Raw genomic sequence first — 16970 nt, 5'->3', positions numbered from 1 at the left:
TACCTTTCTTAGAGACTGGACATCTTTAAAGGTAACGCATTTGATCGGTATTGACAATGGCTCTTTGCTTCGAAACCACCTTAATGGGTGCACAACTTTTTGGAGACCTTTTGCTTAACTAATATTTTACCAAACACATTCAATCTTTTTTACTATTAGCTCCGCTTTTTGTGTATCAATATCAGCTTTGTCCAGCTCATTATATTCACTACTTAGTCGGGAAATTTCGTCATTATATCCTGTTTCTTTTTCCTTTAACATTTTTAGGCACGCATCCCGTTCACTGGAATCAGTTTCTAATTTTGCAGTTGTAACCAGTTTTTGGCCAACCAGTAGCGTTGTTAGTCCACCTAATAACCCGCCTCTGGAACGATATTCATCCACCATCACTTCGCGCTTCTCAACTGCCGGTACAATTACATTGCTCATATACATTTCTTTACGATCCTTGGCGGCCCCTAATTCATACTCCAGTTTTCTAAACTTTTCTTCTCTTTTTCTTTTTTCCCAAACATCCTCTTCAGCGCCATCAATTTTTTCTTGCAGTAGTAAAATTTCTCTTTCCAGACCTTCAATCTTTGTTCGGTACTCTTCAATACCCAAATGGATATCTTCGTTAGTAATTTCCAACTTGGTATCCACGTGAATATCGATTGAACTATCAACAGACAATTCCAATAACTCTCTGAATTCTGAATAATAGAGCATCATTAAGTCATTTATTTTTTCATTAAAGACCTCATCACAACTGCTTGCCAAACTCCGTTTTTCTTTCTCAATTGTCTTGGAAAATCCTTCAACTATTTCTTCTAATTCTTCCAGATCTGCCCAATCTTCAATTTTTTTGATCTGTTTCTTTTTCACTCGTTCAAAATCTGCTTCAGCTTTTTCGCGAATTTCTCTTTCAATGTCTTTCAGTCGTTTCTCAAGCTCACTTGTTTTCTCCAGATTAATCTCTTTAGTTTTTTTCAGTTTTTCCTCTATTTCATATATTTCTTCTGTCAAAGCATCCGCATCTTTTTTTCCTTCCAGCAGATCCAGCTTTTCCTTAAGCTCTTTATCTTCAATTGTAAGGTTCATCTCCACTTTTTTAATTGGCGCCAATAACTGTTGTTTGGATTTTTCGGATAGGGTAAGAAACCGCCATAATCGGTCTTCAAAGCTCTCTATTCGAGAATCATTTAAAAACTTTTCTTTTTCTACTCCAGAAAAAGTCATCTTTCCATGATACTCAAGATCTGAGGTTGCTCTGGAAATAAGGGCCTGATAAGAAGAAATTGGCCAAATTTTAGGAATCGTTACTTCTTCGGGAAAAACTTCCTTATAACTATTTTTTAAAACCTCCATGACACTATCCAGTGTTTGTTCTGATGTTTTTACACAATCAATTTTATTCAATACAAAGATTATAGAATCAACTTTACTTCTTAGTTCTTTTATTAATTCAAAGTCTGTTTTTCTTCCCGGCTGTTCTGCCGAAAAAACAAAAATACTTGCATGAGACTGATTAATCTGTTGTATTGTCCGCTCCCGATGTTTATCCGCAACGCCATTTAAACCTGGGCTGTCAACCAGAACTACGCCGTCCTCTAAAAATTTTGAATCCAAATACAAATCCACGCATTCGATCGTTTCTGCCACATTCTCACAATTTTTTCCCTGGCTAGTTGTAAGATACTTTTCAACCGCTTCAAATTCGATTGTTTCCAGGTCAATGCTTCGCCCATCAAAATACTTCACCTGTCCCGGTAAACCTGTTTCTGATTTTGCGACATGTCTTAAATTATTGATTGTCGCCGTTGTCTCACTGGTAAAGGAAGGCAAGAATTTATCACCCATTAAGGCGTTCAAAAAAGTCGATTTCCCACTACTGAATTCGCCAACCACAACAATTGAAAACTCACCCGTTTCAACATCTTTAATCAGCGAACTTAATGCTTTAGCATTCTCCTCATTCTCAACTTCTTCAAAGTACTCTTTACCCCGATTCAAAAGATCAATAATCTGATTCTTGTTTTCTATAAATAATTCTTTAGCATTTTGCATACGCCGCACCTCCATTGTTTAATATTTCTCTATATAATTGGATGGAAACCTCAAATTCTTTTAGTTCACCTGTCAATAACTGTTGCTTTCCATTGATTAAGCTGTCAATTGTTTTTAAATTTGCATCATAAGTCTCATCATAACGTTTTCTAGCATTGATTTTAATCATCTCAATATTTTTTTCAAGATTACCTCTTAAGCTCTCAATTCTAGTTTGAAGTACCGAGTTTTCATCGTCGATAAGATAGTTAGAAATCAATTTAATATACTCGTTCTTTTTCACCTCAAAAAACTCTTTCATTGCTTTTTCTTCGAAAAACTTCAGTTCTTTTTCCTTTTCTTCCAATTGTTTTTTTGCATTCTGATAAGCCTGATCAGCTTTTTGTTTATCCATTTGTGTATGCTTTAAATTTTCCTCCTTACTGATGACATTTGATTCCAGCATGCTGATCTGCCGATTTAACCGATCCCTGTTTTCTCCGGATTTTTCTTTAATATCCCGCAGATCCTTTTCCCATTTTTTACAACGGCTGTCATCAAAGTATTCTTTCTCAACTGTTACTGTTTTTGTACCACAAAAGAAATTTGCTATACCACCCAAAATACCATCGCGATATCGTTCTTCTTTAACTGGACGAGTTTTCCGTTCTTTTGCTGGTTTCTGTCCCAAACGATTGATCATACTCGCTTGTTTTTTTTCAACTTCAGAAATTTCCCTTTTTGTTCTCTCAATTTGTTCTCTTTGTTCCTTTAATTCAGCTCTCGCTTTTTCACTATCGACCTCGTTTTTTATTATTCTTTCCTTTTCTTTTTTTAACTGATTTCTCAGATTTTCCAAATAACTTTTTTCTTTTTCCATAGAATCATTTTGTTCAAAAGCAATTTTTTCAAAATCAAGTTTTGAATTTTTATTATCCATCTGATTCCAGGTACACAGTTCATCAATTCTCAACAATACATTGTTGAACAGTTGCTGAAGACAGTTATTCTTATTATTTTCAACTTTTTGATCTACAGAATAAAGTCTCGTTTGAATCATCCGATTGAAGCTTTGATTGGTAACACGTTCTTTAAAACCAGAGTAATCACTTTGGCTACCAATTACTTCTGCCATTTCTTCATTTAATCCCTTTATTTGCAAGGTAATATCATCAACTAACAGACGTTTGATTTTCCCTTGCTCCGAAAGAATAAAGTTATCGATGATACCTTTATTACTTGTTCTTTTTTCCGCCAGTATATTCCGTTTGTTTGCCAGGTGTTCAATTTGCGTTTTATCCTTGCTCTGATTATATAATTCCTGATTTGTCTCGAGTATGTCCTCTGCTTTGATCAGAATCTTCTGCAGCAGATTTTCAAAGGTACTTTGAACAGCCTTTGTTTTTACCTCTTCATACTTCTCTTTGCCAAAGTCATTCTTTAAAATTATCGCATATTCCTCAAATAAGGATTCTTCCAGTAACTGTTTCCTATCTGTCTCGGACAAGTCAATTTCATCATAGGCATACAGCCTTTTTATGGAATTATCATAAGCAGTCAAGGCTTTAATCGCAGAAACACCACAAACTTTGTATTCGTAGTCCCCGTCTAATTCGTTAAATACTCTTTCTTTTAAAATTTTTTCAATTTCTTGTATTTTTAATTCAACGGTTTCTCCTTCCTGGGATTTCAGCTCATCAATGAAATTTTGAACAAAAATAAACTTATCCTGATACTGGGCTAAATATTTTATAAATTCAACATCAGATTTCGTCAAACTCCTAAGCTGTAATAAATAAATGCAAGCATGGGCATTTTTAACTTCATCTATTGTCAGCTGTCGATGGTTGTCTGCTATACCATTTAAACCTGGGGTATCAATCAATGTGAAATTTTCATTTTCATCAAAAAAATGCTGCATAATTCGCACACAACTAATTTCACTGCTGACATTATGTTTGTTTGAACTGGTTGTTGTGACCTCTCTTAAATCTTCCAAACTATCCAAACTGATTGTTTGACCATCTTTGAAGGTTACTTCACATTTGCCATCTTTATCAGAATTTTTTGGAACATTGACAAGATAAGTGATACAAGCTGTCGTTTCTCTGGACTCGTGTTTCAGGATATCTTTTTTTAACATTGCATTGATAAATGTCGATTTACCCGAGCTAAATTCTCCTACAACCGCTACTTTAAAATCCGAGTCACCAAGACGATCCAGCAATATCTGCATTTCGCTTGAATAAATCATATTTGAATTAACTGGCTTTGTATTCTTGATTTTTTTTATGTTTGCCTCTAAGATTTTACTCTTTTCCATCACTAATCCTCATCTCTTAACATTCTCTCTTTATTCACTTTCTCATCCACCATCACAAACAACTTCCCCCTGGCCCGCGAAATCCCAATATACATATATTTCGAAAAGTTATGATCAAAAATCTTATCGGTATCCACCAGGATTACCACCTTGGCATCCAATCCTTTAAAACCCTGGATGGTTGCAAAAACCGGTTTATTGTTTTGAATCTCAATTTGGTCATGCAGTTCATTGACCCCGCCGATTCTTTCAAGACAGTTTTTTGCTTTTGAATTTTGATATTTTTTCGGCGATAAGAATACCACATCCGATAATTGCACCTTTTCTTTTTTAAGAGTTCTTATCAGGCTGGTAATTTCCTGTTCAAATTGGTCATTATTCTGATAATGGATAACGGTAACGTCTTCGCCGTTTTCCCGCAGACATTCATTGAGTTCATAACTACTGACTTTGGCATTAAACTCGCCAATCTGCCGGGTATTCCGGCAATTGGTAAATAAGGTAAATTTTATGTGATCACAGTCTTCCAGCATTTCCAGCCCCTCTTCAAAATGCGGATTAAACAAATTCTGCTTGTCGTCATAGAAAATGGCCCAATGGCCTTTGTCCAAACCACCACGAAGCAAAAGATCCAGACAGAACAGATAGTTGCTCCGCAGGATATCCTGGGCCTCATCGATTACCAGCAGATCGTACTGCACAACTTCTAATTCATCGTGTGACATGGCTTTGAGCTTTTGATAATAGTGTTCTGGCATCACTTCTTCGAAATAATGCTTGCTGTCTTGTTTGAGCAAATCCAGATCCACTGGTATCACTTCCACAAACAGACCATGAATATTGATGATTTTGAGCTGCTCACAATCTTTAATCTCACGATTCAAAGCGGTGGCTAAATTCTTGTTAAAGGTCAGGTACAACACCCGGCTTCCATTGGCTGATTCCCGCAGCGCATAATCCCGGGCGCAAAATGTTTTACCAGTTCCTGCACCGCCTTTGATCATTAAATGGCGGTTTCCGGTCAGACCTTTGATGACGGCCTTCTGGTCTTCGGTATAGCGAGATAAAAAACGATCGACATCTTCAATCCGACTGCCGAGACTCGGTTGATAAAGCAATTCACCTCTGAGGAAACCAACAATTTCCTTAATATCCTGTGCTGATAAAACTGAAGGCAGCGACCGTTGCTGATTTTCCCAATAGTCAAAGATGCCTGCCAGATAAGCGGTAATGTCTAAGGTTGTTTCATCATAAATAATTCCGGAGATAATTTCTTCGCCCTGAGAAAGAAATTCGATGTCGGGAAAAAGCACCCCGGACGCAAAAAGAATATTACCGAAATGGTGATTTCCTCTGAACTTTGTTTTAATGACGTTCTTGAGAGAAAACATATTGCCAGTTACCTGGGCAAAAGGGCCTTCGTTTTTTCTGTTTTCGTTTCCATGACGATCCGTAAAAAGCCATTGCCCATTTTGACAGGCAACCCGCCCCCCTTTTATCTCAAGGCAGGCAATGCCTTTTTCACAAACAACTACAAAATCAATCTCGCCATAGACCTTTGTCTGATGCCTTGGCAGTCCCAATGAATGGATCACCACTGCATTTTTCAGTTCCAAGTCCTGCAAGATTTCAAAAACTTTTCGTTCGGCGTTACTCTTGACCTCATCACCACAATAGGGTGGGAGGAATACGGTCTCTTTTCCCATGGATTACTTTCTCCCTGTAACTGCAAATTTAAAAATTAGTTTTTTTATGAACAATTATTTTTTTCACGCCCCATACTTCCGCTGCATCCGCTCAATCATCTCCACCATCTCTTTGCGATAACTCGGTGGGCTTAATACCTCAACCCAATCGCCCTGGGAAAGCAGCCATTTCTTGACCCCTTCGCCATAGACCCGGGCTGACAGGGTAGTGACGCCGGCTTCGGTTTTCTCTACCTTGGCGGTAGGCAGCCGATCCTGCACCGCCTCCAGGGACGGGCCGGAAAACCGGAAGCGGATCGTGGTCAGTTCACCGGTATACATAAACTGAATCCGATCCCGGAATTCGCTTTCCAGGAAGCGGTTGCCGTAGTCAATCGTAAAGCGCTGATCGCCCTCACAAAAAGCGTAATTGAGAAAACGATCGAGCCGGAAAACCAGTGAAACGGGGTTCTCCTTACCGTTGATCTCAGCGATCACATAAAAATAATACTCGTTGAACAGCAGCCCCAGGGGATTGATTTTATAGGCTTTTACGGTGCCATCCTGTTTTTGATACTGTACATCCAGCACCTGCTGCTTCTGAACACTCTGGCTGAAAAACCAGATTCGTTCAATTAAGTCCTGGCCGTGTTTGACCGGCTGATAAAACTGGCGTTCATTGCCGATAGCCAGCTCAATCGCCTTACGGTTATAGGACAGGCGCAGCAGATGATCGAGGATTTCTTCCATTTCTTTTTGACTGAAAGCCCGGGCATCCAGCAATACCTTAATCACCACAAAGATATCGTGATCCGACAGCGCCATACTGCCTTCGCGAAATAGCCGGTGTCCCTGACGCTTCCGGTCATAGGCCACCGCACTCTCGGGATAAAGTGTTTGCAGATAATCTTCGATCTCCTTCAGATCCCGCTGGATGGTTTTGTCGCTGACTCCCTGTTTTTCGGCCCATTTCTGCTTGTTGACGATCTCGCCGCGGACGATCTGATCATAAATGGCCAGGATCCGGGCGGTTTTCTTTTCATCATAATGTGATTTCACTGAACTGTCCCCCCTTTTTTAACGCCCTTCAAATCCGCCAATTTTTCTTGCAGCTTTTACATACCTGCACCAGCCCAAGCGGCCCTCGCATCGTGGTTGTGGCCGGATTCTGATGGCAGATCTGGCATAGTGGCTTATGTTTTTTTTTCTGATCTTGGTCTTTTTTCTCAAATAACATTGTCATTCCCCTTTTCCATTGATTGATTTGATATCCTGATTATATCGAAATGGGATGGACAACATCTGTCCTTAACCATCAATTTATCCGTTTTTTATTTACCGCACTGCGCTCATCCAGCGCCACTGTTCCTTTTGATCCGCTTTCTGAGATAACGATATTTAATTATCAATTTCTTAAAGACCGAAATAATCAACTGATAGGCCCCTAGCCATTATTATCATCATTTTATTTTAATGAAACGCCAGAAATAAAAACATGATTTCTTTGCTACAATAAACCGTACTTTTTTATTATACGCCTTTTATCAACGTTTTCAAAACATTTATTGTCTAAATTAATGCCTTTTTTTCACTCTCTAAAAATCTTTGACATATGTTAAAGATTCAAATCCATTTTGCGAAAAAAGCCACTTCATCCTCGCCAATTTCATCAAACACGACTCACAGAAAATTTCAAAATGTGGCAAATTGTGTGCCCGAATTTTTTCGGAAAAAAGAAAATAACCCGCTACTTAAAGTTCGATTGTGTAGCCGTTACCTGGCGACATTTCTCGTCACCCATATAAAATATTTTTTCGATATATCGAAAACTTTTGCTTTAAGACTAACTTGTCGTTACCGAAACATAAAAAAAACAGGCTGCCATTTTTTACGGCATCCTGTTTTTATCTCTTTATTCTCTCCACCTCACCCGCCCGCTTCGCGGTTAACCAGCCAGATCCCGACGCTGACACAGGCCAGGGAAACGAGAATCCGCAGACTCATAAATTGCTCGCCGAGAAAAATCCCGGACAGCATCACCCCAAAGACCGGAATCATAAAACCGTAGATAGCCACGATTCCCACCGGATTGTGCTTTAGCAGGATCGCCCAGATGGTAAAGGCTGCCGCTGACAAGGTGGCGAGATAGCCGAGCAGCAGCAGTCCCGGGATGGTGATCTGGGTGATCGTTCCGCCCATCATCAAGCCCACCACAATCAACACCACCCCGCCGATCATCAGCTGATAGGCGGTTAGGATCATCGCGTCGCTTTTTTTGGTAAAGATCCGGGTCATCACGGCACCCAGGGCAGAGGCAATGCAGACCAGAAAGAGAAAACCATCCCCCGTCAGGGAAAAACTGCTGTCGATTTTTCCGCCATTGAGCTGGATGATGATCACCCCGGCCATGCCCAGCAGGCAGCCAAAAATCTTGGCCCGGGTCATCTTTTCGTTTTTCAGGATCAAATGGGCAAAAAGAATTGCAAAAAAGGTGGCGGTAGCATTGATAATTGCCGCCTTGACCCCGGTGGTATTGGCCAGGCCGATATAAAAGAAAATATACTGAAGGGTCGTCTGGACCAGCCCCAGGCTGATCATCCGACCCCATTCAGCCCTTCGCGGTACCACGGTTTTTTTGTAGTATATGCTGGTAATGATCCAGGTAAGCATCCCCGCCAAGGTAAACCGATAGCCGGCAAACAACACCTGGGCACCGGTTGTCTGGATGTCAAAAAGCCCATAGCCGATTTTCACTGAGGGATAGGCACTCCCCCAGAGCAGGCAGCAGAGGGTTGCCAGGGCAAAGATAAGGCCTTTGTTCTGCAGTCGATCTTTCAAATTTTTCTCCTGGTGATGCTGTTTATGGACATTGCGAAATTCACCCAAAACTCAGGGTGCTTTCACAATTGTCTGTTTTGAGTTATTTTAATTAAATCATGTGATTAAATTAGGCAGGCCACCTCATTGGCCGCCGAGATGGCTGCCCGAATAGTTCTGATCGCCTGACTGTCACCAATATTATAAACCTGGCCGTAGTTGTTATTTAATTCTTCATATAAGGAAGGAACGGGTTCAAAGCCCACCGCAATCATCACATGATGAGCCGGAAGAAGTTGTTCCTGACCGTTTTTCTCGATCACCGCCCCCGCGTCGGTAACGGCTTTGAGGGTCGCATTGGTGATGATTTCGCTGCGATAAAAGACCAGCAGATCCTTGAGCATCTGTTTGTTGGCCGGGGCCAGCGGAATGCCAGCGGCCAGAATATCCGGGGCAGAATCCACGATGATCATCTTGTGACGATGCATGGCCAGATGGAGGGCCGCCTCACATCCTGCCAGGCCGCCGCCAATAGCCGGACAGCGGGGTCCGACAAAGGTTTTGTCAGTCAGTACATCAATGGCATTGGTCACTTTTTCGCTGTCCATCCCCGGGAATATAAGCTTCCGGGCTTCAGACCCCTGGGCAATAAAAACGATCTCCGGATTGAGGGCCGCTATTTGTTCCGGCGTTGCCGGCTCATCCAGGCGGATCTCGACCTTTAAGTTCTCCAACTGGGTTTGATACCAATGGATCAGCCGCCTGTCGGCAGTTTTTAAGATCCGCTGACTGCTGTATTTCAGCTTGCCCCCCAGGCCATAGCTTTTTTCAAACAAGGTCACCTGATGACCCCGCAAGGCGCTGACTCGGGCGGCTTCCATTCCCGCCGGGCCGCCGCCCACGACCACCACTTTTTGAGGCGTTTTGGCTGCTTCAATTTCGGACAACAGTTCCCGGTTGCAGGCCGGGTTAACGGTGCAAGAGGCCTCGCCCCCAGCAATTTTATTAGCCAGACAACCATCATTACAGCCCAGACAAGGGCGGATCTCTTCCGCCTGGCCGTTTATTAACTTTTGCGGCAGATCGGGATCTGCCAGCAGGGGCCGACCCAGTCCCACCGCATCCAACTGGCCTTTTTCAAGCGCCTCTGCCGACAGCTCCGGATCATCCATTTTTCCGGCTGCCAATACTGGCACCGGGACGGCTTTTTTCAGGGCTTCACTGAGATCCAGATAAACCCCTTTATCAAAATAAACTGGTGGATATTTCCAATAGGAGGCTTTCTCAAACAAGCTGATGCCCGCCGCCACGTCAAAACCGTCACAGCCCGCCGCTTCCAGCATGACTGCCGCCGCCAGGGCTTCTTCCAGATCACGGCCCTGTTCCGCAAATGCTTCCCCCGGCAGAGCTTGCTGTCCCTCAGCTTTAAGATAACTCTTCATTGCCAACCGCAGAATCACCGGGAAGTCACTGCCACAGCCCTCCTTAATGGCAGCAATGATGTCCATCACGATCCGGAATCGATTTCTAAGATCGCCGCCATAGCAATCCTTTCGCTGATTAAAAAGGGCCAGCGTAAAACCATCCAGCAACTCGCCAGACTGGATTTCGACTCCGTCGTAACCGGCCGCTTTGACAATTTTGGCTGAATAAGCAAAGGACTCCACCAGCAACCGGACTTCCGCAGTGGTCATCGCCTGACAGTGCTTAATTTGTACTGCCCGGGCGTCTTTGTTCAAGTTGTCCAAACCAGCGGCCAGCTGAATAAAGATCTTGCTGTCCTGATCATGGATTTGCCGGGTCATTTCCTGCCCCGCACAAATATAGGCATCAGGGTTAAACCATGGTGCCGGATCAGTACATACGGTCTTTTTTTCTTCTAAACTTTTCACCTCATTGGCGCCAGTGATGATCAGACCCACTCCACCCTTGGCCCGGGTCGCATAAAAGGCGATGGCCTCATTCGTATAAGCACCGTTGTCATCGACGGTGGGTACACCCATCGCCGGCATAAACAACCGATTCTTCAGCTCAAGCTTGTTGATTGTGAAGGGCTCAAATAAAGCCCTGACCTTCCTATCCATCATTTCTCCCCTACCTTCTTATTTTCAGAATAACTTCATATTTATAAGAATTGAACAAAACTCAGCCTAACAAAAAAGATAACCCAGTACCGACAACCTCAAACAAGCCTTAGGCTGTTTGCTTTACGGCAGCCCCGAATTTTCTGATATGGTCCACCAGTTCCTGATAGGTGGTCGTCATCAGATCCGCAGGCAGCTCATAGAGTTCAATGCTATGGCGCAGCTTAACCATTCCGTTCGCGACGATTTCGTCTTCAGCCGTGACATCAAAATCCGCTTCGTAAACCACTTTGCAGTCGATACTGGCACCAAATTTGCTGGCCAGCGATCCCAGCAACAGCCGGGCCAGATGGTACTGCTCGTCGATCACATAAAAATCGACATAGGTTTCCGGGCAATGATCCTCCCGTTCCGCCTCAATCAAAAAGCCCTGACAAGCACTCATCGAAAAAAACGCCGCGATGGCATTAATCGCATCGACCAGCTCCCGGATGCCCTCATCAATGTCATCGGGGTTCCGTAAATAATCCGCTTTGTCTGCCTGGCTAAAAACTGTAATGGGATTGCTCGCAATCCCTAAAAATGATAAATCCATCTTATCCCCGCTTTCTTGGTAATTCATACTTAAAACACCTGACTCCCAGACTCTTCCCGCCCACCATTTCTAAAAAAAGACCATCCCGAACCAGGTGATCACATTATATCCGTTTAAAAATGACAGCTGTTTTTTTTCACAGATATCCGTCACCGAGATGGCGTGGCTTTCGACACAGGGATACATTTTGTCACGATGCTTACAGGCCGCTTCAGGGTAGGCACATTCCTCACAGATGGCGCATGATTCGGCGGTGAGGATCAGTTTATGCGGATGTTCGCCAAAAACATTGGCCTTGATCGCCTCGACGATTTCTAAATGCTCGCAGCGGGTGGCCAGCATTTCGTCCATATTGAGAATGTCATTGACCTCGGAGATGGTGCTAAAAATAAAGGCGTGATCGTAGCCCAGACACCGCTCTTTGCACTCTTCCAGGGTCCCCACCGCCGGGGGACAGGACCAGGATTGGCCATACTGGGGACATTCCAGCTCACAGATGGTGCGCACCGCCGGATAAAAATTAATCTCTGACGGATCAAAAAACGCATATTCAAAAATGGGATACTCAGTAATTTTCTTTTCAATATTTTCTCTTGTCATTCTTTGTTTGCCTCTTTTTTATATATTTTATCATAACTAAATTTAATTGTCCCAGTCAAGAGCCAAAATCGCAATTGACTGGATTGATCGTCTCATTGTATAATGAAACAATCGTGAACGCAATACATCGGGGTATGAAACTATGACATCAGATCGAAAAAAACTCAATAAACCTTCACAGCTGGAGGCGTGAGCATCACGTCTCCAGCTGACTTTAAGGCCAAGTCAAATACATTTCACTTTGGCCCCCCCGAAAGGAGTCTTCCATGGTTAAACGCAGCATCGTATTACCGATTATTATCTTTATGCTTTTTTTGCTGGGAGGCTGTTCCTCACAACCAACGGAGATCGAAAAAAAAGCCGAAAACGGTCATCTTGATTTGACCCAATACAATCTTAAAAACGAGATCATTCCCCTGGCCGGCGACTGGGACTTTTACTGGAACCAGCTCCTGGAACCCGCCGAGGTCGGCCAGGGAACCCTTAGCGGCTATGTCTCTTTTCCATCCTCATGGAATAAATATCAAATCAACGGCGAAACGGTTCCCGGTTCCGGGTATGCCACCTATCGGCTAACCTTTGCTGCTGCCGAAAATCAGATTCTGGCCCTGAAAATTCCCAAGGTCCGGACTGCCTACAAACTCTGGGTGAACGGCGAACTGATTGCCACCGCCGGCACCGTCGCAACAACCAAGCAGGCCATGGTGCCCCAGTATAAGCCGCAGATCGTCTCCTTTAATGCCCGGACGGGTGAAAACGAAATCGTCCTGCAGCTATCCAATTTTTATATGTCCAGCGGCGGGCTGCTAAACCCGATCCTGCTGGGCGGGGAAAATCAGCTGCTGGCCCTGCGCTATAACGGCCTGGCCTATGAGGTGTTCCTTTGTGGCGCCCTGATGATGATGGGGATTTACCATCTGGCCTTATTTTTCTTCCGGAAAAAAGATCGGGCGCCCCTGTATTTTGGACTTTTTTGTCTGCTGGTGGCAGTTCGCACCTTGCTGATTGGCGAATCCTTCCTTTACTTTGCGCTGCCGGATCTGAACTTTGTGATTGCCCGAAAAATCCAGACCCTGACCTATTATCTGGGTGTCCCGCTGATCCTGCTTTTTTTTCGGGCCATTTTACCCAATTATTTCCATATCAGAATCATCAAGACCGTGATGATTATCAGTATCGCCTATACCACAATGGTGATTTTTGCGCCTACCAATATTTATAACGCCATTAATCCCCTGTACCAGATCTGGACGATTATCCTAATCATTTATCTCTTTGCGATGCTGATTAAAATCGCTCATCATCGGGAAAAAAACAGCGGCCTGATCATCTTGGGCGGTTTGGCCCTGATCGCTACCAGTCTCATTGATATCGTTACGCTGAGCCCTTGGATCAACGACAGCTGGCCACCGCTATTACTGATAATCTTTCAGGGCGATGCCAACTCTTCCACCGGACAATTGATCTTTGCGGGCCTTTATTCTTTGTTGCTGGCCAAGACCTTTTCCGAATCTTTAGAATACCGCACCGTCATGAATGAAAAGTTGGCCACAATGAATGATAATCTCGATGAACTGGTGGCGCAGCGAACCCGGGAGCTGACAGTTTCCAATGAAAAGGTAGCGCAGCAGAATTTTGAACTGGAACAGATCAATCATGAACTACAACGGCTTTCCCTGCGGGATCCCCTGACCGAACTATGGAACCGCCGGAAATATGACGAAACCATCGGGCTGGAATGGAACCGTTGTTTAAGACAGCAACGACCCGTATCCCTGTTATTTATTGACGTGGATTATTTTAAAAACTATAACGATTTATATGGCCATGTGGCCGGGGATGCCACCCTGATTAAAATCGGCAACACGCTGCGCACGGCCCTGTCCCGTCCCACCGATATGGTGGTTCGTTACGGCGGCGAGGAATTTATCGTGCTCCTTTCCGAAACAGGTAAGGAAGAAGCCATCCAAAACGCCAACCGGCTGCGTGAAAAAGTTGAAGCCCTGGCCATTCCCCACGCTGAATCCGTGGTTAAAGATTGCATCACCGTCAGCATCGGGGTTGCCACCCTGCTGCCGGATACTCATAGCAACCACGAAGATCTGGTCAAAATTGCTGATAAAGCTCTCTATCAGGCTAAGTCCCAGGGCCGCAACCAGGTTGTTTTTCGGGATGGATAGATCAGCCTAAATCCCCTGGCTTTCACCAGAAATAGTCTACTCCTGACAAAGAACACGAGCGAGGCCGCTCGTGTTCTTTCTTGTTCTTTTTTTACAAAAAAATCTCTCAAAAACAGCATTGTTTCTGAGAGACTCTTCCTGGATCAATACTACTGCAAAGAATCCTTGATTTGCTGGAAATCATAGCCCGGCGAAATATTAGTAATTTCTTTTAGAACCGTTTGGGGCGGTACGGTTTCGGGAATTTTGAAGAGCGCATAGAATTCTTTTGATTCCATACTGATGCTGTCCATCGCTTCCTGAATTGTCATGGAGCCTTTAATGCCGCTGACATCAACGGTCCCTGATGTATTTTCGGGTGTTTCGGTGGAAGCTGGAACGCTTAAAGAATCCTTGATCTGCTGGAAATCATAGCCCGGCGAAATAGTGGTAATTTCTTTTAGGATCGTTTGGGGTGGCACGGTTTCCGGAATTTTAAAGAGTGCATAAAAGTCTTTTGCTTCCATACTTAAACTGTCCATCGCTTCCTGAATCGTCATTGTTCCTTTAATCCCGCTGACATCAAGGGTACCTGAGGTTGATGCCTCTCCTGAAGTTGCTTCAGCTTCTGATCCCCCAGCATTCGCTTTGGCTTCATCGAATTTATATTCAGGAACCAGCAATGAAATATTTTTAAATTGCGTATCCATCGGAACACTTTTGGGAATTGCCAGTTGCTGATACACTTCATCCAGGGTCAGTCCGGTGAAAGTTGTTGCTTCTTCAATGGTGTTGTAGCCTTTCACTTCGTAAATGGGAATAAGCTCACCTTGGGCAACAGTTTTTGGCAATATTTGGAAATTACCGGTTAGCTGGGCTATCACAATTGTACCAAAGAACAAACCCACAACCAAGACCACCATCACCATCGGATGAACCGTTTTTCGGGCCACTTTGACTTCAAGCGCGCCTTTAACCGGGCATGCCAGAACACAATCGTTACAGTTGATACACTCTGCTGTCGTAACCCGCTCTTCCTTTTCAATCTCAATATTCACGGGACAGGCTTTATCGCATTTTTTGCAGTGAATACAAAGACTGTCGTTACGCTCAATTTTGGTCGGACTCAATTTACCGATGATGGCATAAACAGCACCCGCCGGACATAAATATTTACAGAAAAAGCGGTCATACAAAAATGAACCAATAATGGTAATAGCTAACAGTGCAAAACCGATAATCGTTAAGGGATCCTCGGCGATCGTTCCCGATATTGCTGTTATATGTCCTAAGGCCGCATACGGATCATAGGGTGACATCCAGAGGGTACCATAATACCAGGCCATTCCCACCGTAAAAACTAAAACAAAATATTTGAAATAGCGCAAAATTCCATCAATTTTTTGTGGAATAATAAAACGCTTTTTAAATATTTTTTGTCCGATCTTCGCAAACACTTCCTGCAAGGCGCCAAAGGGACACAGCAATCCGCAAAAACTCCTGCGAAACAGCACTGCCAGGGCCACGGTCAAGACCAGTAAAACGAGCGTACCAGAATAAACTTTCTTGATAAAGCTACCAGTCAAGAGCAACGTATATAAGCTTTCCAATGCTCCGTAAGGACACAACGCATGAATCGACGGCGCTTTTCCGCCACCCAGAACCTGATGCAGATACGATTCATAAATAACCCATATGAGCAGACCCACCAATATCAGCAGTCTTGACCATTTTGCCACTTTGTTCCAATTTAATTTCATTATAATACCTCTCTTTATAAAATAATTTTACCAAACAAATTGTATTTTTGTTATGTGTCATTATTGTGTCAGCCGAACCTGCCCCAAACCGCCTCGTTCTTAAACTAATTATTCGCTTTTACTCGATGTTTTATGTTCATACCCATTATCTGACACAACAATGACATATAAGCGGTGTATATTATGAATATAAAATAACTCAGAAAAAGGAGAAATTAAAAATGAAAACAAAATTAATTTTAATCGCATCATTAGCATTGATGCTGGCGACAGCCGGAAGTGCGATGGCAGCTCCTGCTAACGGACGAGGCGCTGAAAATGGAACCGGAACCTGTACCCAACAAGGTGTCTGTGACGGATCTGGTACTGGTGGCGGATATGGCTCCGACTCATTTGTCGATGCCGACGGCGACGGTGTCTGCGATCTTGGGACACAGCCACAGGACGGCACTGGCATCCAGAACGGAAGAACTAAATAGAATTAAGCCTTAAAGAACCTCTCAGTTATCTGGCAGGTTCTTTTTGATTTTATCACTGCTACCATGTTGTCGCTGACCATCCAGCCGGCACCCAACACCTTGTCGATGACGACATCACCTCATGGATCGTCAATTGAAGACTCCCGGGCGTTGGTGGCGGTAGCCGCATACATCGATTGGAGAGCCATCGCTGACCCGGTGATGCCAGAAATGGTATTGACAATCTGGCCGCCTCCCAGGGCCTTCATATTATTAGTTACCCAAATAATTAAAATAAAACAAATGAACTCAAAAAAAACGCATCAAAGGCTCGACGCGTTTTACTGGCTGCTGTTTTTCTGGTACCTTGTTGCCAAATTTTAAGGCTTGATCTCGTTAATCAGTTATTTGCCCGAACAAACAAAATTAAATCAGCTCTGGGCAACCGGCCCTTTTTCTTGCTG

At 43.6% G+C, this 16970-nt stretch carries 12 protein-coding genes; 2 read left to right on the top strand and 10 right to left on the bottom strand.

All coding sequences use genetic code 11. From position 1 onward, the window contains the following. Positions 1-126 precede the first annotated feature (126 nt). The 8 genes from ACEW8F_RS08575 to ACEW8F_RS08540 all read right to left on the bottom strand — a co-directional run bounded on the left by ACEW8F_RS08575 (position 127) and on the right by ACEW8F_RS08540 (position 12129). Complete coding sequence (locus ACEW8F_RS08575; RefSeq protein ID WP_373483056.1) at positions 127-2046, bottom strand: dynamin family protein; 1920 nt, start codon at positions 2044-2046, stop codon at positions 127-129. Beyond that, the gene (locus tag ACEW8F_RS08570) at positions 2033-4348 is read right to left on the bottom strand and encodes a dynamin family protein (protein WP_373483055.1); all 2316 of its coding nucleotides are present in this window, start codon (positions 4346-4348) and stop codon (positions 2033-2035) included. Before ACEW8F_RS08570 ends, ACEW8F_RS08575 begins: the two co-directional genes overlap by 14 nt. Before the next feature lie 2 nt (positions 4349-4350). Then, positions 4351-6054 (bottom strand): NERD domain-containing protein, encoded by a 1704-nt coding sequence (locus ACEW8F_RS08565; protein WP_373483054.1) that lies wholly within the window; start codon positions 6052-6054, stop codon positions 4351-4353. Between the two features lie 63 nt (positions 6055-6117). Beyond that, entirely contained in the window at positions 6118-7092 is a 975-nt protein-coding gene (locus tag ACEW8F_RS08560; RefSeq protein ID WP_373483053.1) for a helix-turn-helix transcriptional regulator, read from the bottom strand. Positions 7093-7959: 867 nt separating this feature from the next. Continuing rightward, the gene (locus tag ACEW8F_RS08555; protein ID WP_373483052.1) at positions 7960-8871 is read right to left on the bottom strand and encodes a DMT family transporter; all 912 of its coding nucleotides are present in this window, start codon (positions 8869-8871) and stop codon (positions 7960-7962) included. Between the two features lie 104 nt (positions 8872-8975). Further along, the gene (locus ACEW8F_RS08550) at positions 8976-10937 is read right to left on the bottom strand and encodes an FAD-dependent oxidoreductase (RefSeq protein ID WP_373483051.1); all 1962 of its coding nucleotides are present in this window, start codon (positions 10935-10937) and stop codon (positions 8976-8978) included. 106 nt (positions 10938-11043) lie between these two features. Further along, positions 11044-11556 (bottom strand): hypothetical protein, encoded by a 513-nt coding sequence (locus tag ACEW8F_RS08545; protein ID WP_373483050.1) that lies wholly within the window; start codon positions 11554-11556, stop codon positions 11044-11046. Positions 11557-11598: 42 nt separating this feature from the next. Beyond that, positions 11599-12129 (bottom strand): DUF2284 domain-containing protein, encoded by a 531-nt coding sequence (locus tag ACEW8F_RS08540; RefSeq protein WP_373483049.1) that lies wholly within the window; start codon positions 12127-12129, stop codon positions 11599-11601. Between the two features lie 266 nt (positions 12130-12395). On the opposite strand from ACEW8F_RS08540, the gene ACEW8F_RS08535 reads away from it, so the two are divergent. Next, positions 12396-14309 carry a diguanylate cyclase gene (locus ACEW8F_RS08535; RefSeq protein WP_373483048.1) on the top strand — a complete coding sequence of 638 codons (1914 nt, stop codon included), beginning with the start codon at positions 12396-12398 and terminating at the stop codon, positions 14307-14309. A 149-nt stretch (positions 14310-14458) separates the two neighbouring features. Here the strand turns inward: ACEW8F_RS08535 and ACEW8F_RS08530 are convergent, their stop codons facing one another. After that, positions 14459-16048: a 4Fe-4S binding protein gene (locus ACEW8F_RS08530; RefSeq protein WP_373483047.1), complete on the bottom strand. Its 1590-nt coding sequence runs from the start codon at positions 16046-16048 to the stop codon at positions 14459-14461. 221 nt (positions 16049-16269) lie between these two features. Here ACEW8F_RS08530 and ACEW8F_RS08525 point away from each other — a divergent pair, with 221 nt between their 5' ends. Continuing rightward, complete coding sequence (locus ACEW8F_RS08525) at positions 16270-16527, top strand: hypothetical protein (protein WP_373483046.1); 258 nt, start codon at positions 16270-16272, stop codon at positions 16525-16527. A gap of 119 nt (positions 16528-16646) precedes the next feature. Here the strand turns inward: ACEW8F_RS08525 and ACEW8F_RS08520 are convergent, their stop codons facing one another. Then, positions 16647-16775, bottom strand: coding sequence for a hypothetical protein (locus ACEW8F_RS08520; RefSeq protein ID WP_373483045.1), 129 nt, complete (start codon positions 16773-16775; stop codon positions 16647-16649). Between the last annotated feature and the right edge of the window lie 195 nt (positions 16776-16970).

The sequence above is a fragment of the Acetobacterium sp. genome, from assembly GCF_041752335.1.
In the GTDB taxonomy this organism is placed as follows: Bacteria; Bacillota; Clostridia; order Eubacteriales; family Eubacteriaceae; genus Acetobacterium.
This window is presented reverse-complemented; position numbering and strand designations above follow the sequence as displayed.